The organism is Priestia megaterium (genome assembly GCF_023824195.1).
In the GTDB taxonomy this organism is placed as follows: domain Bacteria; phylum Bacillota; class Bacilli; order Bacillales; family Bacillaceae_H; genus Priestia; species Priestia megaterium_D.
Window position 1 is genome coordinate 884,266 of sequence record NZ_CP085442.1, and the last position, 18,432, is coordinate 902,697.

Annotated in this window: 18 protein-coding genes; 7 read left to right on the plus strand and 11 right to left on the minus strand. The window is 38.4% G+C overall.

Translation table 11 applies throughout. The features are described from left to right. Positions 1–7: 7 nt before the first annotated feature. Both hxlA and hxlR read right to left on the minus strand, forming a co-directional pair. Entirely contained in the window at positions 8–637 is a 630-nt protein-coding gene (gene hxlA / locus LIS78_RS04590) for a 3-hexulose-6-phosphate synthase (RefSeq protein ID WP_028407617.1), read from the minus strand. Positions 638–905: 268 nt separating this feature from the next. Further along, a complete protein-coding gene (gene hxlR / locus LIS78_RS04595; RefSeq protein ID WP_195781062.1) occupies positions 906–1,271 on the minus strand; it encodes a transcriptional activator HxlR in 366 nt (121 codons plus the stop codon). A gap of 262 nt (positions 1,272–1,533) precedes the next feature. On the opposite strand from hxlR, the gene LIS78_RS04600 reads away from it, so the two are divergent. Both LIS78_RS04600 and LIS78_RS04605 read left to right on the plus strand, forming a co-directional pair. Then, on the plus strand, positions 1,534–2,115 hold the full coding sequence (locus LIS78_RS04600; RefSeq protein ID WP_043980198.1) for a hypothetical protein: 582 nt from the start codon (positions 1,534–1,536) through the stop codon (positions 2,113–2,115). A 16-nt stretch (positions 2,116–2,131) separates the two neighbouring features. After that, positions 2,132–2,455 carry a DUF3243 domain-containing protein gene (locus LIS78_RS04605; RefSeq protein WP_252284696.1) on the plus strand — a complete coding sequence of 108 codons (324 nt, stop codon included), beginning with the start codon at positions 2,132–2,134 and terminating at the stop codon, positions 2,453–2,455. 43 nt (positions 2,456–2,498) lie between these two features. On the opposite strand, the gene LIS78_RS04610 is transcribed toward LIS78_RS04605, so the two are convergent. From LIS78_RS04610 to LIS78_RS04620, 3 genes are read right to left on the minus strand one after another with little or no spacing between them, the layout of a single operon-like run. Then, the gene (locus LIS78_RS04610) at positions 2,499–2,684 is read right to left on the minus strand and encodes a FeoB-associated Cys-rich membrane protein (RefSeq protein WP_013081918.1); all 186 of its coding nucleotides are present in this window, start codon (positions 2,682–2,684) and stop codon (positions 2,499–2,501) included. Positions 2,685–2,699: 15 nt separating this feature from the next. Next, positions 2,700–4,670, minus strand: a complete 1,971-nt coding sequence (gene feoB / locus LIS78_RS04615; RefSeq protein ID WP_252284697.1) for a ferrous iron transport protein B — start codon at positions 4,668–4,670, stop codon at positions 2,700–2,702. After that, on the minus strand, positions 4,667–4,897 hold the full coding sequence (locus LIS78_RS04620; RefSeq protein ID WP_013055605.1) for a FeoA family protein: 231 nt from the start codon (positions 4,895–4,897) through the stop codon (positions 4,667–4,669). The genes feoB and LIS78_RS04620 overlap by 4 nt, the downstream gene beginning before the upstream one ends. Positions 4,898–5,072: 175 nt before the next feature. On the opposite strand from LIS78_RS04620, the gene LIS78_RS04625 reads away from it, so the two are divergent. From LIS78_RS04625 to LIS78_RS04635, 3 genes are all read left to right on the plus strand, one after another. Then, complete coding sequence (locus tag LIS78_RS04625) at positions 5,073–5,558, plus strand: GNAT family N-acetyltransferase (RefSeq protein WP_078081507.1); 486 nt, start codon at positions 5,073–5,075, stop codon at positions 5,556–5,558. 187 nt (positions 5,559–5,745) lie between these two features. Continuing rightward, on the plus strand, positions 5,746–8,079 hold the full coding sequence (locus LIS78_RS04630) for a YhgE/Pip domain-containing protein (RefSeq protein ID WP_043980187.1): 2,334 nt from the start codon (positions 5,746–5,748) through the stop codon (positions 8,077–8,079). Positions 8,080–8,176: 97 nt separating this feature from the next. Continuing rightward, the gene (locus LIS78_RS04635; RefSeq protein ID WP_252284698.1) at positions 8,177–9,028 is read left to right on the plus strand and encodes a class I SAM-dependent methyltransferase; all 852 of its coding nucleotides are present in this window, start codon (positions 8,177–8,179) and stop codon (positions 9,026–9,028) included. 57 nt (positions 9,029–9,085) lie between these two features. Here the strand turns inward: LIS78_RS04635 and rpoN are convergent, their stop codons facing one another. Then, a complete protein-coding gene (gene rpoN / locus LIS78_RS04640) occupies positions 9,086–10,420 on the minus strand; it encodes an RNA polymerase factor sigma-54 (protein WP_252284699.1) in 1,335 nt (444 codons plus the stop codon). A gap of 215 nt (positions 10,421–10,635) precedes the next feature. Beyond that, positions 10,636–10,983, minus strand: a complete 348-nt coding sequence (locus LIS78_RS04645; protein WP_034668472.1) for a winged helix-turn-helix transcriptional regulator — start codon at positions 10,981–10,983, stop codon at positions 10,636–10,638. 163 nt (positions 10,984–11,146) lie between these two features. Between LIS78_RS04645 and LIS78_RS04650 the strand changes: the two genes are divergently transcribed. Further along, positions 11,147–12,130 (plus strand): zinc-binding dehydrogenase, encoded by a 984-nt coding sequence (locus LIS78_RS04650; protein ID WP_252284700.1) that lies wholly within the window; start codon positions 11,147–11,149, stop codon positions 12,128–12,130. 131 nt (positions 12,131–12,261) lie between these two features. Here LIS78_RS04650 and LIS78_RS04655 read toward each other — a convergent pair whose 3' ends face one another. Both LIS78_RS04655 and LIS78_RS04660 read right to left on the minus strand, forming a co-directional pair. Continuing rightward, a complete protein-coding gene (locus tag LIS78_RS04655; protein WP_252285320.1) occupies positions 12,262–14,046 on the minus strand; it encodes an ABC transporter ATP-binding protein in 1,785 nt (594 codons plus the stop codon). Positions 14,047–14,062: 16 nt separating this feature from the next. Beyond that, positions 14,063–15,805, minus strand: coding sequence for an ABC transporter ATP-binding protein (locus tag LIS78_RS04660; RefSeq protein WP_286676941.1), 1,743 nt, complete (start codon positions 15,803–15,805; stop codon positions 14,063–14,065). A gap of 126 nt (positions 15,806–15,931) precedes the next feature. Here LIS78_RS04660 and LIS78_RS04665 point away from each other — a divergent pair, with 126 nt between their 5' ends. Next, entirely contained in the window at positions 15,932–16,417 is a 486-nt protein-coding gene (locus tag LIS78_RS04665; RefSeq protein ID WP_057239197.1) for a DUF6985 domain-containing protein, read from the plus strand. A gap of 40 nt (positions 16,418–16,457) precedes the next feature. On the opposite strand, the gene LIS78_RS04670 is transcribed toward LIS78_RS04665, so the two are convergent. Together LIS78_RS04670 and LIS78_RS04675 are read right to left on the minus strand one after the other, a co-directional pair. Beyond that, the gene (locus tag LIS78_RS04670) at positions 16,458–18,008 is read right to left on the minus strand and encodes a solute symporter family protein (RefSeq protein WP_013081928.1); all 1,551 of its coding nucleotides are present in this window, start codon (positions 18,006–18,008) and stop codon (positions 16,458–16,460) included. A 16-nt stretch (positions 18,009–18,024) separates the two neighbouring features. Continuing rightward, positions 18,025–18,360: a DUF485 domain-containing protein gene (locus tag LIS78_RS04675; protein WP_034275644.1), complete on the minus strand. Its 336-nt coding sequence runs from the start codon at positions 18,358–18,360 to the stop codon at positions 18,025–18,027. Positions 18,361–18,432: the final 72 nt, after the last annotated feature.

Genomic DNA, 18,432 nt, shown 5'->3' on the forward strand with positions numbered 1-18,432 from the left:
AAGCTCCTTAATTTGTAATAAGCTCTTTCATTTGAGAAGCAACTGATTTTTTATCGTCTTGGCTCGTGATTCCTCCGCCAACGATAACAAGATCAGGCTGTGCTTTTACTACTTCAGGTAAAGATTCTAATTTAATGCCGCCAGCAACGGCTGTTTTTGCATTTTTTACAACGCTTTTGATTGTTACTAAATCTTCAAAAGAGTTTTGGCCAACTGCTTGAAGATCGTATCCTGTGTGTACACAGATATAGTCAACGCCAAATTCGTCTAGCTCTTTTGCGCGTCCTTTAATATCTTTTACACCAATCATATCGACTAGAATTTTTTTACCTTGTTTTTTAGCTTCTTCAACTGCACCTTTGATTGACATATCTTCAGCAACACCTAAGATAGTAATGATGTCTGCTCCAGCTTGAGAAGCTTGCTGTACTTCATAGCCAGCTGCATCCATAATTTTTAGGTCAGCTAATACTTTTAAGTTAGGAAATGCTTCTTTAATTTCTTTAACGGCGCGAAGCCCTTCATTGATTACAACAGGCGTACCGATTTCCACGATATCAATATGTTCTTCAACTTCTTTTACTACCTCTTTTGCTTGAGCGATATTAACAAGATCTAATGCTAATTGTAATTCCATTCTACTCCACTCCTTACAGAAATCTATAAATACCTTTTGTGCTTTTTTACATAAAAAGCAGCTGGTGTAGTTATTGTACCCGCAGTTTGAGCTTCTTAAAAGTACGCACTTTTCCCACAAATAGTGTGGGGAATGATAGTATACAGAAGTATACTAATGGACATATCAGTCTTGTAACCGCTTAATTTTCATTAAAAATGCGGATGATATTGAGTAACATCATCCGCATAAAAAAATAAAAACTATGGAATAGAAGGAGTAGTTTCCATCATTTAATTAACGTTTCCGCCGTTTGTTCTTGATTGATCAGCACTGTATCACGGTAATTTTTACCCCAATCATACATGGCCGTCAAAATGGGCATTAAACTTTCTCCTTCTTTTGTAAGTGAGTATTCGACTTTAGGTGGTACGACAGGATAAACTTTACGGTTAACAATTAGATCTTCTTCCAGTTCCCGTAGCTGGTTAACCAGCATGCGCGGCGTAATATCAGGAATAAGCGATTTTAGTTCCCCGAACCGTTTTGTTCCTTCGCGTCCTAAGTGCCATAGTATCAGCATCTTCCACTTTCCACCGATAATAGCAAGCGTTAATTCTTTTTCACAGTTAAATTCCTTATTAAGCTGGCTCAATTGCTTCACCCCTATGACCAATAGTATAAAATTTCTTTTAAAGTACTTCTTATTATACCGGTGCTGACAATCCTTTTACAAAAATCCGGCTTGTATCTTTCCATTAAAAAAGTTCAGCTTTTCTTACTATATAGTTATTCTTGACTAGTAAGGTATAAAAGGTGGCCTTTAGTCATGTTTTTTATTTTTAAGGAATTCAATTGTTTAAATATAAAAAAAGATGGGAAATCACTCAATAACAATGCTAAAGGAGGCAGTAAAAATGGAAAGAAGCCGATCTGAATTACAAAACCCTGCTTTAAGCAACAGCGCAGGCATTAATAACGATGTAGGAATCAATAACAATCCACAGACAGCTAATAGCACTACTGCTGTTAGCACTGGAAAAAGCTGCAGCAGCAAGCTAGTAAAAGGTGTTGTTGTCGGGGCAGTTGTGGGTGGATGTATAACATTACTTGATAATAAAACTCGCTCATCTGTTAAAAGAAGAGCCGTTACATTAAAGGACTCTTCTGCAAACATGATTAATCAAGTAAAAGAGAACCCTCAAGAAACAAAAGAAAAAATGGTGCAACAAATGAAAAACGCATCGAATCTTTTAAAAGATGCAATTAATGATGCCAAACATTTGTACGAGCGTGTAAATGAAGATTTCTTTAAGCAAGCAGAAGATGTGAAAAGCGTTACGCATGATGCAAAATCGACGGTAGAAGATGCTAAAAGTGATTTACAGCAAATTGGTGAAAAAGTGAAAGATGCAACTTCTGAAATAAGTAAGGAAAAGATGACGCCAGACGAAAAACCAGAAGCTGAGCGTGAAAGAACATACCAATCTATTCACTAAAAAGGAGATATTAACTGTGAGTCAAATGAATGAAGGAACTACAAAAGACATGAATAAAATTGAAGAAACGGTAGATAATTTAGGGACGGAGAAAAAAGAAGCAATTTTGCAGAATTTTGATACGTTTACTGATTATTTAAGTCAAAAAGTCCATGTCGGTAAAAAGCTCGGGTTAAATGAGGAACAATTAGCAGTTGCTACAAAAAAAGTGGCTAGCTATTTAGCCAAAAATGAGGAGCCTCGAAACCGAGAAGAAAAAGTCCTTCATGAATTATGGAAAGTCAGCAGTGAAGAGGAAAAGGAAGTCCTTTCTCATCTCATTTTAAAACTAGTTGCGTAACATTAAAAAAGCATCCCATCTATCAGGATGCTTTTTTAATGTATTAAGATGATTGATTTTGAGCTTCTTGAATCGTTTTATCCCAGTCAATACCGCAATCATCCGTTGCACAAGAAGATTGCTGTGCGCAGCTTGCACATTTTCCCTGAGTACTCTTGCGGAAGAATTTTGTCATATGATAAAGGGCATATCCAAATATCAAAACCCCAATTAAAATGTTAATAATCAATATTATTCACTCCTTTTAAGAAAAACCAAGTACTTTTCCAATAGTGTGTACAAGCAAAGCTACGAGATAAGCGACAACCAAAGGGTAGGCTACAGCAAATGCTGTCCATTTCAATGAGCCGGTTTCTCGTCGAATAACAGCGACGGTTGCTAGACACGGAACATAAAGAAGAACAAACACCATAAACGTATAGGCTGTTAGCGGTGTAAAGAATGTCTTCATTGTGTCGCCAAGCTGTCCTTCTTGTACTTTATAAATGATGCTCATAGTCGAAACAACCACTTCTTTCGCTAGGAAGCCTGTAATCAGTGATGCTACAGCTTGCCATGTCGCAAAACCTAAAGGGATAAATAGAGGAGCGATAGCACCTCCAATAATAGCCATAAAGCTATTTTCCATATCTACTCCAAAACCGCCAGGGCCAGCGTAAGATGATAGCCAGATAAATACAGAACCAGCTAAAATAACCGTGCCTGCTTTTCGGACGAAATTTCGGCCTTTTTCCCACGTGCTTCTCCAAAGAGTCTTGGCTTGAGGTACGCGGTAAGGAGGAAGTTCAACAATAAAAGTTGATTGTTCGTCTTTAAGAAGCGTTACTGATAAAATTTTCGTTACAACAAGTGCTAAAATAATGCCAAGCAAGTACATAGAAAACACCACAGTTGCTCCGTTTTGCACAAAAAACGCACCTACAAACAAAGCGTATACAGGAAGGCGTGCTGAGCAGCTCATAAATGGATTTACTAAAATGGTCATAAGGCGCTCTTTTCGCTGTTCAATTGTACGCGCGGCCATGATCCCCGGTACGTTACATCCAAAGCTAATAATCATCGGAATAAATGCTTTTCCGTTCAAACCGAAAAATTCCATGATACGATCCATTACTACAGCAATTCGAGCCATGTATCCTGAATCTTCAAGCAGTGAAATGAAAAAGAACAGGACAAAAATTTGTGGTACAAATACTAGTACGCCGCCTACGCCTGCGATGATGCCGTCCACAATTAAATCATGAATAAATGGAGCAGCACCAGCTGCATTTAGAAGAGAATCAGCGCCTTTACTGAGCGTTCCGCCAAAAAAACCGTCCAGTTTATCAGAAAGAGGAACGCCAATCCAAGTAAACGTAATATTAAAAATCAAATACATTAAGCTAAGAAAAATAGGGAGACCGAGCCACTTATGCGTCACAATTCGATCGATTCGATCTGTGAAGGTTAGAGGTGTTTCGCTGCCCTTTACGATACACTCGCTGGAAATGCGCTCAATAAATGCTGTACGCACGTCGAAGAAATGCTCGCTAAGCGGCTTGTTTAATTTTTGTGCAGCCGCTTTTCGAAGCTCAAGCAGCTCTGAGTAACTCGTTTTTTCTTTTAATGTTGATTCGATTACGCTATTTTCCGCTAAAAATTGAATGGCAATCCATCTGCTGACATCCGCTTTTGTTTGAATCATATGAATTGCTTGTTCAGCGGTTTCCCCGTAATTTAATTGAAATAACGGGGCTTTTAAATCTTGCTTTAAAGTGGAGAGAAGCTCATTAATTCCTTTTCCATTGCGGGCAATAATTGCAGAAACCGGAATATGTAATGATTTGCTAAGCTTCTCCAAATTAAAAGTCAATCCGCGTTTTTCTGCTACATCAATCATATTTAAGCCGATAACTAATGGCTTTCCATATTCCAATGCTTGAATAGTGAGATGCATGCTTCTTTCAAACTGAGAAGCGTCTACAATATTCAGCATACTGTTAAATTCTCCGGTTAACAAAAAGTTAGTTACCACTGCTTCATCTGAAGAAAGAGGAGTAAAATCATACACACCCGGCAAATCAACCAGCTGGCTGTTTTGCTTTTTAATAGACCCAACTTTCTTTTCAACGGTTACACCGCTCCAGTTTCCTACGTATTCATAGGAATCTGTTAATATATTGAATAAAGAAGTTTTTCCTGTGTTTGGATTTCCTAAAAGTGCAATTGTACTCATGCTGTCTCAACCTCAATTTTAGCCGCATCGCGTTTTCGGATGCTAATCATTTGACCTTGACATTCAATAATACAAGGTCCTCCTAGGATGGTTTTTTGCTTCATGCATAGTTCGCAGCCTTTTTTTACTCCAAAAGAAAGCAGGCGGCGTTCTAATGATCTATCTAAAAATTCAATGTTTTTAACTTTTACTTTGTCGCCAATACTCACGGTAGTTAAATTCATCATTCAGCACTCCTGTTAATGATAATCATTTTCAATTTGTATCTATCTCGATTATACATAAGGTTCTAAAATCAATCAATGCTTCTAGAGCGTTACAATTAAAAATATATATTTATAACTATATTTTTCAGGTGAAATTATGTACGATTTTAGCAGCAAATTGTCAGGAGGGGTGTGAGTGGAGGTAATCATTCGTAAAATGAGAAAAGAAGATATTACGTCTGTTCAATACGTCGCAAAGATGAGCTGGTATGATACATATGAAGGAATTATTCCTAGAAGCGTTCAGAATCGGTTTCTTTCAGAAGCATACTCCAATAAAAGGCTGCTGTGGCGCTTGCGCAATTCGTTCATTTATGTAGCAACTATTGATGAGAAAATCGTAGGATACGCTAACTTTTTTCGACTACAAAACAGAGGGGAAATAGAACTAGGATCTATCTATATACTGCCTGCTTATCAAGGGAAAGGAATCGGTTCGCAATTGTTAGAAAAAGGAATGAAGCGCTCGAAGGAATTAAAAATCGTTTACATTAACGTAGAAAGGGAAAACGGAATAGGCCGTGCTTTTTATCAATCAAAAGGTTTCCAGCTCGTGGATGAATTTGATGATGAATTTGAAGGGCATTTGTTAAAAACGATGCGGATGAAGTTAATGATTTAAGCCTATAGCATGAACGTTATCTTAAAAAAGCTGATTTTAAACTTTCTGCTAAAATCAGCTTTTAATTACAGAATAACGATTGACCTTATTCTTGTGAATATGGTAACATTAATCAGAACTTAATGACCGAAAATGTTTTTCGGTCAAACAGTCAGGCAGAAGTAAGGATTATTGGAGGCTAAAAAACATGAATATGATTAAAGGAGAATGGAAAAAAATCTTTTCCAAACCAATGACTATTGTTGTGATTTGCGGATTGTTATTTGTTCCATTACTTTATAATGTCATCTTTTTATCTGCTTACTGGGATCCATATGGAAAAACAGATCAAATTCCAGTTGCAGTGGTAAATGAAGATAAAGGTGCTACGTTAGATGGAAAGAAATTGAATGTTGGTCGTGATTTTGTTGATGATTTAAAGAAAAACGATAAATTTGACTGGAAATTTACGAACAAAGAAAAAGCGTTAGAAGGCTTAAAAAATGAGGATTACTATTTAGTTTTAGAAATTCCAAAGAATTTCTCCAAAAATGCAACAACATTAATGGATAAAGATCCTAAAAAAATGAAATTTATCTATCATACAAATGCCGGAAAGAACTATTCAGGCGCTCAAATTAGCTCAAATGCAGTGGCTAAAATCAATGATCAGATTAAAGAAGCAGTCACAAAGCAGTATGCTGAAACGGTATTTGACAGCTTTAAACAAGTAGCGGACGGTCTTCAAAAAGCAAGTGACGGTGCAGGAGAACTCGAAAACGGCTCGAAAACGCTGCGAGATAACATGAAGAAATTAGCAGACAGCACGGTTACATTCGAAGACGGTACAGCTAAATTAGCAAGTGGGTTAACGGATGCACGAAAAGGAGCAACAGATTTAAATGCAGGTGCCGCTAAGCTACTAAACGGTGCGGACACAATTAATGAAAACTTAGGCAGCCTAAACAGCGGTTTAGGGAAGTTAGAAAGTGGAAGCAGTCAATTATATAGCGCTTCTAGTCAATTAGAAACTGGAGCTGTTGGTGTTCGAGATGGATTGTCAAAGTTACAAAGTGCAACCAAACAACTTAATGATGGAACGCAGACACTTCAAGGAAAGCTTCCGCAGTTCACGAGCGGCTTAAACCAAGTGGACGCTGAAGTGAGCAGCGTTACGCAGCAAATTAATCAAGCGGAACAGGAAATTACGCAGATTAAACAGCAGGTCGATTCAAAAAAAGCAGAGTTTGAACAGCAGCAGCAAGCTCTCATTGACAGTATTAACAGCAATGAGTCCATTCCTGATGAGCAAAAACAAACGCTGATTGCAGGAATTAAAAAACTCACGTCTCAGCAGTTTATGGATGAACAGCAGCAAAAAGCAGAGCAGCTAAAAGCAAAAGTAGATAAAGTGCAAGAGTTATCTGCGGCGCTGCAAAAGCTTTCTAAAGGCGGAGAAGATATTCAAAGCGCTATTAATAAAATTGCTGATGGACAAAGTCAGCTGTACGATGGACAAACGAAAGTATATAACGGTGCTGTTAAATTAGCGGACGGAGAAAAGCAGTTCAACAGCAAATTTGCAGAGCTAAACAGCGGTATAGCTGACGCTCATACAGGAGCTGGAAAGCTTGCTGACGGGCAGCAGCAAATTGTGGATGGACTTAAGAAGTCTGAACAAGGAAGCGCAGCGCTAGCAAATGGTTTAACACAGCTAGAAAACGGGGCAACCAAATTAGCAAATGGTTCTAAAGAGTTAACAAATGGTTCGTCCAAACTATATGATGGTTCATCTAAATTATCAGATGGAACAAGCGAGCTTCATTCATCTTTAGCAGATGGTGCAAAAGATGCAAAAGATGTTAAAGCGGATGATAAAACATATAGCATGTTTTCAAATCCAACGGATTTAAAATCAGATAAACAAAACAACGTAGATAAGTACGGTGTCGGATTAGCTCCATACATCTTGTGTATTGGCTTGTTTGCGGGAACGTTAATGTTTTCGGCAGTATATCCAATGAAAGAGCCATCAATTCGACCGACATCAGGCATTTCGTGGTTCTTAAGTAAGTTTAGTGTCATTACTATTGTAGGTATGCTGCAGGCAGCGATTGCTGTTACAGCTCTTCTATGGGGCTTGCATTTAAACGTAACAAGCATTTGGCACTTCTATATCTTTACCATGATTACAGGTGTGACGTTCTTTACACTTATCTTGTTCTTAACAACAGGGTTAGGAAAAGTAGGGCAGTATTTAGCCTTTATTATTCTGCTGCTTCAAATTGGCGGCAGTGCAGGTACATTCCCTAAAGCACTTGTGCCGGAATTCTTCCAGGCAATCAATCCATACTTGCCTATGACCTATGCAATTCGCGGTTTCCGTGAAATCATTTCAATTGGTGATGATTTCGGCTATGTATGGCATCAGGCTGGCGTACTTGGAATCTTTGCAGCAATCTTCATCACTCTTTCATTGATAATGTTTTATATCAATGCCAGAAAAGAGAAGCATCACACAGAGGAAGAGGCAGCAGCATAATTTAATTAATAGAAAAAGAGAGTTCCAGTTTAAAAAGGAATTCTCTTTTTCTTTATGATAGTATAGGTTTACGTATAAAAGAGGGGAACGTGAATGCATGCAGCTTATAAAATTTTCGGTATATGAAAGTGATCGTGTGAAAAAGTGGCAGGAAGGGCTGAAAGAATGGGACGGTTCAATATCGGAACGGATGATAAATGACCGAGCTGAAGATGAATTTTGGCAGCGGTATATAGAAAAAATGTCTTTTAATTCAGAAAATGACTCTGTAGTCAAACAGCTTCAACAAGAACTTCTTGCTTTTTTGAATCCAAATGACTCTGTTATGGAAATTGGCCCTGGCTGGGGGAATTATACGTTTTCGATTGCTGATTATGTAAAAGAACTTACGTGTATGGATTGTTCGCCAAGCATTATTCGCTACTTACAAACGCAATCGGATGCCCGCTCTAATCTAAAGTTCATAGAAGGTAAATGGGAGTATAAGCGTCTAACAGATAACTATGATGCCGTAGTAGGAATAAATTGTTTTTACCGTATGCATAATATTGTCGATGGTCTCTTAAATATGAATGATTCGGCTAATCGTTTGGCGGTTATTGGCATGTCAGCGGGTCCAGAAAAGCCTCATTACGTAGAGTTACATAGAAAACTTGGGTACGAGATTAAATGGCGCCGTAAGGAATATATTGACTTACTAAATATTTTATATGAACTGGGCATTTATGCAGATTGTAAGCTGGTTCCTATAACCAAAACGGTAACCTATGAGACATACGAAGATCTCATCAAGAAGAACTCGACAAAGGTGCTTTCTAAAGATATTGACAAGTTAGAAACTGAGAAGATTATTTTACAGCATGTAAAGAAAATAAATGGCACATATGAGTATACGTATCAATATCATATGGCTTTTATTTATTGGAAACCGATAAAAAGAACCCGTTGAGTAAAATCAACGGGTTCTTTTTAGTAGTGGTAAAGCTGTAATTTAGAATAAGCAATATTAAAATCGTCGCCGCTTAGAAGAACTTTCAATTCCTGCTTCTTCACGGTATTTAGCTACTGTTCTTCTTGAAATTTGAATTCCTTCGCTGGAAAGAAGAGACATGAGCTTTTGATCTGAAAGAGGTTTTAATTTATTTTCTTCGGCAATTAATGTTTTAATTTTTTCTTTTATAAAGGCAGTAGAATTGCTTTGTTCGCCATCAGTTCGCTCTAAAGAATTGGTGAAAAAGTATTTTAACTCAAACAGCCCGCGTGGCGTTTGAATATACTTTCCGTTAGTCGCACGGCTTACCGTTGATTCGTGACAGTCTACTTTTTGAGCAATATCTTTTAAGGTAAGCGGCTTTAGCCCCGAAATACCCATTTCGAAAAAATCTTGCTGATGTTCCACAATGGCTTTGGACACGTTGTAAATCGTCGCATTACGCTGCTCAATACTATTGATTAGCCAAGTAGCTTCATGCATTTTTTCCTGCACGTATCGATCCGTCGTTACGCATGCGGAACGATGAACCAGCTTTTGATAGGTGCTGTTAATCTCGATGGGCGGAAGCAGCTCGCTATGAAGAATGACATGATAGCGGCCATCAATTTTTTGGACCGTTACATCAGGTGAAATATACTTCGTAAGCGGGACGTGGAAATCTCCTGCCGGACGAGGATTTAATGTCCGGAGACAGTCTACAATTTCTTGTACTTCACGCATCGAAATAGAATATTTTTTTGAAATGTTCCGATATTTTTTGTTAGCAATATCTTCAATATCATGTTTTACCACATCGTATAAAAAGGGAGGCTTCGACTTTTTGGCCTTAATTTGAATAAGCAGTGAATCAACAAAATTTTGAGCGCCTACTCCAATTGGATCAAAGCTTTGTAAAACGTGAATCATATCGTTGACTTCGTTAATTGAAACATTCAGCAGTTCGGCTGCCAATTTTGGCTCAATTGCTAAAAAGCCGTTTTTATTTAAGTTTCCAATTAGAAATTGAACGATGTGTTTTTGGTGTGAGTGTAAATGATTTAGCATAGACAGCTGCTCTAATAAATGACTCTCTAATGTCACAGTTTGATCAGATATATAATTAAACGGATTATACTCGTCATCGGTATAACCTTTTGAATATGAACGCTGTTCTCGAGTATCAAATGAATCTTTTTGCTGAGAGTCGCCAGCAGACAGTTTAATTACAGGATTTTCATTGACTTGCTGATGAAGATAATGAACTAAATCGGCCGTAGAATAATTTAAAATGTTGATAGACTGACGTAATTCAGGTGTCATGGCCAATTTTAATAGTTGTTTTTGGGATAAATCTAAACCTAATTGCATCATTGAATCACCTATCATTCTTGAGTTTTATTTCGACAATTCTGGCTGCATCGTTCGACATCATCATAGCTGAAAATGCGAAAGAATTCTATAGTGTTGTCAGATGTTCTTACACAGGGGCGAATCGCAAGAAAGAGTAGGAGAATAGATAAAACAAAAACGAATAGTTCCTGACAACAGCTATTCGTTTGTTTTAACAGAGCCGCTAGGAGAACTTAGCTGCAATTTGGGGTGTTTCCCATTCTTCTATCTCCCCATGCGCACATCATATTTAAAATTTCTCGTAAGGTTTCGCCTTCTTCACTGAGTGAGTACTCTACTTTAGGAGGAACTTCATTGTATACTTTTCTATTAACCACACCGTCTTTTTCTAATTCTTTTAGCTGTTGAGACAGCATTTTTTTGGTAATAGCAGGCATAGCTCGCTGAAGTTCACTAAAACGTTTTTCGCCTTCTTTTAATAGGCATAAAATAACGACTTTCCATTTCCCGCCGATTACTTCAAGCGTTGCTTCAACAGGTACATTATAGTGGGGTGCTTTCACCGTTAATCCTCCATTCATAAACAGATATGAAATATGGATATAATAATTTAATATCCATAGACCTAGGTTACCGGGAAGGTACCTGGTTACATGAAAGTGCCGTCTTTTGTAAACAACATGTATTTATTATACTGAAAAAGAACTTTTAATTGAAGGAAGAAATGTAAAAGGGGAGATCTTGATGAAAGCTTTACTGCTAGAAGGCAAAGGGAAAGTAAGTGAGATGAAAGTCGGAGATATCCAAAAGCCGCATCCAGCTAAAGGTGAAATTTTAGTTAAAATTAAAGCTACTGCCCTGAACCCTGTAGATTATAAAACAGGAAACGGCGGTAATCCTAGTTGGACATATCCTCACGTATTAGGACTTGATTCAGCTGGCGTTGTCGAAGAAGTGGGAGAAGAAGTCACAACTGTCAAAGTCGGAGACCGCGTTGTATATCATAGCGATTTATCAAAAAAAGGCGGGTTTGCACAATACGGAGTGACAACAGCTCACACAGTTTCTCTTATTCCGCAAGGAGTTTCATTTGAAGACGCTGCGGCTATTCCATGTGCGGGGTATACAGCATATCAAGCATTGTTTCACAAAATGAACGCTTCAAAAGGACAAACGATTTTAATTCACGCAGGTGCTGGAGGGGTTGGAGGGTTTGGCATTCAGCTTGCCAAAAATGCAGGCCTTACAGTGCTCACAACCGCATCTTCTGCCAATCATAAGTTTGTGAAAAGTTTAGGTGCTGATTATGTAATCGACTACCGTAAAGAAGACTTTGTGAAAAAAGTGCTGGAGCTTACCGATGGAATCGGTGTAGATTTAGTCTTGGATACCGTTGGGCGTGACAATGCAGACGAGTCGGTGAAGGCTCTTGCTTTTAATGGTCAAATTGCATTCATCGCAGGACCGCCTAATGTAAACGATGCGATTTCGTTTGCGCACCCACTATCGTTTCATCAAGTTGCATTAGGAAGTGTACATCAGTCTAATAACGTAAAAGAACAGCGAAAACTTGCTGACATGGGAAATAGAATGCTTTTGCTTTTACAAGAAAATAAGCTAAATGCACTCGTGGAAAAAGTCATTTCACTAGACGAAGTGTCAGCAGCATTAGATGAACTGGCGGCTCGTCGAGTAAAAGGGAAAATTGTAGCTGTAATAGATAAATGATAGAACGAAAAAGAGATTGAGACAAAAGTATTTTAGTTGAAGTAAAAAACGAACTATTGATTAATAGTTCGTTTTTTTTTGTTATTATGATGAATATAGGTTTCATGTATTTAGTTGTGTTCCAGCCTCTTTTAAATCGTAAACTGCTGCGTATAGAGCTTGTGGTAAAAACCTTGTTTCTCTAGCAGCTCGCGATGATTTCCTTCTTCAATAATTTGTCCGTCTTTTAAGACAAGAATTTGATCTGCATTTTCAATCGTTTTAAGGCGGTGGGCAATCACAAAGCTTGTTTTTCCTTTTAATAGATTACTCATTCCTTTTTGAATATCAATTTCTGTTTTTGTATCAATATTGGAAGTAGCTTCGTCTAAAATTAAAATATCACAGTCAGAGAGCATGGCTCGAGCAATCGATAAAAGCTGCTTTTGACCTTCACTTAAATTTCCTCCACCAGCTGAAATCACGGTATCGTATTGCTGCGGCAGGTGCTTGATAAAAGAATGAGCATTGGCCATCTTTGCTGCGCTTTTAACTTCTTCATCGCTGGCATCTAGCCTGCCAAATCGAATGTTATCCGCAATCGTACCGGAAAATAAATAGGTATCTTGAAGAACAATGCCGATTCGGTTTCGTAAATCATGGATGTTATAGTCACTGATGGAGCGGCCGTCAATTTTAATTTCTCCGTTTGCGATGTCATAAAATCGTGTGAGCAAGTTAATGATTGTTGTTTTACCAGAACCTGTCGGACCGACCAAAGCAACCATTTCACCTTTTTTTGCTGTAAGTGTAACATTTTTTAAAATCATTTTTTCGTCAGTATAGCCAAATGATACGTTCTCAAAAGCAACGTCTCCTGCAAATTTTGTAACAGAAAGAGCGTTTGGCTTGTTTGTGACGTCCGGCTGCTCATCCATAATCGCAAACACGCGCTCTGCGCCGGCAATAGCCGAAAGAATGGTGTTTACTAAGTTTGCCATTTGACTAATTGGGCGAGAGAACTGACGTGAGTAGTTAACAAATGAAGCGATCATCCCAACTGTAACGCTACCTTGAACAGCCATAAATGCTCCCGCTCCAATCACTAGTGCTAAGCCTAAGTTGTTAATAAAGTTTGTGACAGGACCTAAAAAGCCTGAAAATGTTTCCGCTTTTGTTGCTGAACTTCTCAGCTGTTCATTTCGTTCATTAAAAACAGTTAAAAAGTCTTTTTCCTTACTAAAAAGCGTAACAACTTCTCCTCCAGAGATTGCTTCTTCTACAAAGCCGTTTAGCTCACCTAAGTCTTTTTGGCGTTTGACAAAATTTTCACTGCTTCGTTTTAATATTTGTCGAACGATTATAACCATTAATGGAATGACAATCAGCGTGATAATGGCAAGAATCCAGTTGAGCGAGAACATCGCAATAGTAATGCCGACTAAAGACAAAATAGAGGACAGAGCCTGAATAACGCTTTGACTCAGAGCGTTGTTTAGATTATCAATATCATTTGTGACTCTGCTCATTAACTCTCCGTGAGCTCGCTTGTCAAAAAAGCGAAGAGAGAGAGTCTGAAGCTTTGCAAATAAATCTTGTCGAAGCATTCCAATAGTCGTAAACGAAACGTTCACCATTAAATAGGTTTGCAGCCATGTTAACAAAGATGTCGTAATATAAATTCCTGCAAGAATAAGTGACATTCGTATCGTTCCGCTGATATCTTTGGGGATAATATGCTCATCAATAATAACCCCAATTAAATAAGGACCTAATAAATTAAGCAGGGAAGTCACAATAACTAAGATTATCGCAGCCGCAAGCGGAGATTTTCGTTTCCCCATATATGACCAGATTCTGTGCAGTGTTTTTTTCGCATGCTTTGGCTTAACTACAGGGCCTTTCATCATTCCTCTAGGGCCGCGAATAGAGCTCATTTGATTTTTACCTTGATTATTCACTAGGCAACACCTCTTTTCCGCCTTGTGCAAGATAAATGTCGTAATAAAGAGAGCGATAACGAAGCAATTCTTCATGAGTCCCTTGTTCAGCAATTTTGCCTTCATCCATGACGATAATATGATCAGCGTGGAGAAGAGACGAAATTTTAGAAGCAATAATGATAACGGTCGCATCAGCAAACTCTTCTTTTAAATGTTTTAGTACCTGCGCTTCTGAGACAGCGTCTAATGCCGAAGTTGCATCATCGATGACCAGGATAGCGGGCTTTCTAACAAATGCACGCGCGATTGAAACACGCTGCTTTTGCCCTCCTGATAAATTGGTTGCTCCCCGCGTTAAAGGATACTCATATCTTTCTGGGAGTTTTTCAATAAACTCCGTTGCGCATGCAAAATCTGCAGCATCTTCAATTTCTGAGGAAGAAGCATGATCTTTTCCCATTCGAATATTCATATCAATCGTGCCGGTAAACAGCGTAGCTTTTTGAGGAATAAACCCAATGGATGAGCGAAGCACTTTTACGTCATAGTCCGTAAGATTTTTTCCATCCACGAAGATTTCGCCGTCATCAGGATCATATAAGCGGGAAATAAGTTTTGCAAGCGTCGACTTTCCGCTTCCAGTAGAGCCGATAATGCCAATGGTTTCCCCGTGTTTAGCAGTAAATGAAATATCTTTTAATACGTTTTCGCCATTTTTACTATAGCTGTATGTAACGTTTTGAAACGATAAATCGCCTTTAAGTCTGTTGATTTGAGCAGCAGAGTTTGCTGGAGGAATATCTATTTTTGTTTTTAAAACAGAATCGATTCGTTCAGCTGAAGGGAATGCGCGTGTAATTTGCATCAGCACCATGCTGCTTGACATAAGTCCGTTTAAAATAATCGTTAAGTAATTAATAAAAGCTAAAATCACACCTGCTTCAATTTTTCCTGCTTCGACTTGAAGTCCTCCCAGCCATAGAGTAGCTACCATTCCGATATTTACTACAAATAAAATAACGGGCATTAAAAGCGAAATAAGCTGAACAGCACTCATATTAGCGCGCGTCAAGGAGCTGTTTGCTTCTTTAAACTGATTGATTTCATATGATTCTCTTACATACGCTTTTACTACACGCATCCCTGATAAATTTTCTTGGACTTTTGTGTTTACACGATCAACGCTTTGCTGAACTTTTTTAAAAAGTTTTCCAGCTTTCGTGATCACAAACCAAATGCATAAAAATAAAATAGGGACGACCACGACGATAATAGGAAACAAAGAACGAGCGGTTAATAACACGATCACAATACTTCCTGCAAAGAGTAAAGGACCTCTAACTAATACTTTTAGCGTCATATTCAATGCGTTTTGAACACTCGTTACATCATTTGTCATGACGGTAATTAAGTGACCAGTCCCTAGTTTGTCTCTGTTGCTGTTTGAGAGGTTTTCAATCTTTTCAAAAAGTGATTTCCGAATATCGGTAGAAAAATTCACTGCCGCTTTTGTGCTAAGGATGGCGCAGACGATACCGGCAGCTAAGCCAATGATTGCTAACATGAGCATAAGGATACTTCGGGTGATAACATATGTTTGATTGTTGTTTGCAATGCCATAATCAATGATATGCTGCATAATAGTAGGCTGAAGAAGGTCAGCTAACACTTCAATTACCATCAATAGCGGGGCAAACAGCGCGAGCCATTTGTAAGGTTTTAAGTAAGGGTACAAAGATTTAATTGTATTCACACATTGTGGCACTCCTTTCTGTAAAAAATATGGTAACATAGAATAAGTTTAGAAGTTTGTTTCAAGCACCATTTATTATACGCCAATGCAAGCAGAAATCCACTTTTTGAGAGGGTCAGGTATGCAATGAATCAAACATTACGAGTACATCATCCACTTTTTGGATCTTTGTTATATGACTCGGCCTGGGTTGGAGAAAAACAGGTCACTTTCTTTGGACAAAAACAACACGTGTTGCTGACAATTGATGGAGATAAAGAGAAGCCATTTCAAAAACGCCAAGAAGAGGCCTTTCAAGCATTTTGGCTTCAAGGTGAATTATTGTTAAAGAGGACGGAAAAAGCTCTTTTTGATTATTATCAACAGGTGCGAGATGAATACAGAACTCAAGTTGAAAAAGACGTGGTAGACTTATTAGTTCCGAATGTAAAAAAGCGAAAAGACATCGGTTTTTTAGTTGAGTGTATTCAAATCTTTGTCCCTGAAGCACCTCATGATACAAGAGAACTTGGTTTGTTTTTTGAATGTACGTGGGAAGAAGAGCATATGTTAGCTGTAAAGTTTAGAAATGAACAAATTGCCGCTATTGGTTTACAAGAAGATTTATTCTAGTAAAAAGCCTTGAAGCAAACTGCTTCAAGGCTTTTTGGCATTAGTGTTTGACAGGCTCTTCGATTCCCATACCTGTATTTGCTTTTACTAAAATCTCATCAAATTTCTTTTCGTCTGCTTTTTTAGACGAAAGAAGTGTTCCTATAAAAGCAGCTAAGAAGCCTAGAGGAATAGAGATAATACCAGGGTTTGTTAGCGTGATGAGCGGTTCACCTACAAAGATAGCAGCTCCCGGCTCAGGTGCCCACACGTTTGGACTAATGGCAACTAAAAACAGCGAGCTGAATAGTCCAACCAGCATGCCAGTGACTGCTCCTGCTGTATTGAAACGTTTCCAAAAAATAGTGAGAAGAATAATTGGCAAGTTAGCGCTCGCTGCTACGGCAAAGGCAAGTGCCACTAAAAATGCCACGTTCATGTTTTGAGCAAATAATGCAAGAATAATAGATAGAATGGATACCCCAATAGAAGCCCATCGTGCAGCTACTACCTGTTCTTTTTCAGTAGCAGCTCCTTTACGGAGAATATGACTATAGAAGTCGTGCGCGAATGCTGAAGCTGCTGAGAGCACCAGTCCAGCTACAACAGCTAAAATTGTAGCAAAAGCTACAGCTGAGACAAACGCAAAGAGAAAGTCTCCGCCAAGAACTTGAGCGAGCAGGGGAGCTGCCATGTTTCCTGCTGCGTTTGCTTTGATAATATCATCGTATCCTACAAATGCAGCAGCACCGAATCCTAAAAAGATTGTCATAATGTAAAAAACGCCAATGATCCACGTTGCATAAATAACAGACTTTCGTGCGGTGATGGCATCTTTTACTGTAAAGAAACGAATAAGGATATGAGGCAGGCCTGCTGTACCAAGAACAAGAGCTAAATTCAACGAAATCATGTCCAGCGGATTTTTGAATTTATTTCCTGGATTTAAAAAGCCGTCACCAAGAGGAGTTGCGGTTTTCATCTCAGAAAACATTTTAGCTAAGCTAAAATCAAATTTTGAAAATACGATAATGGAAATAATGAACGTACCAATCATCAGAAGCAAGGCTTTGACAATCTGCACCCAGCTAGTGGCTGTCATTCCTCCAAATACAACGTAAACCGTCATCAAGACGCCGACAATCAAGACAGAGTACACGTAATCTAGACCAAGTAATAAATGAATTAATGCTCCTGCTCCAACAAGCTGCGCAATCATATAAAAAATGGAAATAGTGATCGTGTTTAACGCAGCAACTCCCCGCACTTTCTTTTCGTTAAAACGAGCTGCTATCATATCTGCCATTGTGTACTTTCCTAAGTTGCGAAGTGGTTCAGCTACAATGTATAACACAACGAGGTAGGCAACTAAAAAGCCGATGCTGTAAAAAAAACCGTCAAATCCAGAAAGCGCTACCATTCCAGCTATACCTAAAAATGATGCAGCAGACATATAATCTCCAGCAATCGCCATACCGTTTTGCCAGCCGGTTAAACTTCCATCTGCTGTATAAAAGTCACTGGTCGTTTTTGTCCGCTTGGATGCCGCATACGTAATGATTAGCGTAAGACCTACAATGGCTAAAAAAAGTGAAAAAGCTAGTACGTTCATTCATTTAACCCCCTATTCAATTTGCAGCTTCTTTTTTAATCGTGTCAACAAGTTCATCAAATTTCGAGGCTCTTTTTGTGTATAGAATGCATAGGGTCCAGGTCATCACAAACTGTGCAAAAGCAAATACCCACGCCCAAGTCATAGAAGCAAAAGCTGGTTTGTTTAAGACGGTTGTGTAAGCCGTTAAGATAGGCAAGGTAAAATAAAAAGCAAGAAAAAACAGAGAGAGCGGTAAAATAAAATTGCGTTTTTGTTTCAAAAGCTTTTGAAATGAAGCAGACTGTACAATTTCTGTGTAATCAGGAGAGGAAGAAGCATTGTTTACCTTCTTTAAAGAATTTTCATTCATCGCCAAGCGGAATTCCCCCTTTGATAATAAATAGATGAAGCAAAAAGCTTCATATCACTTGAATTATATTAT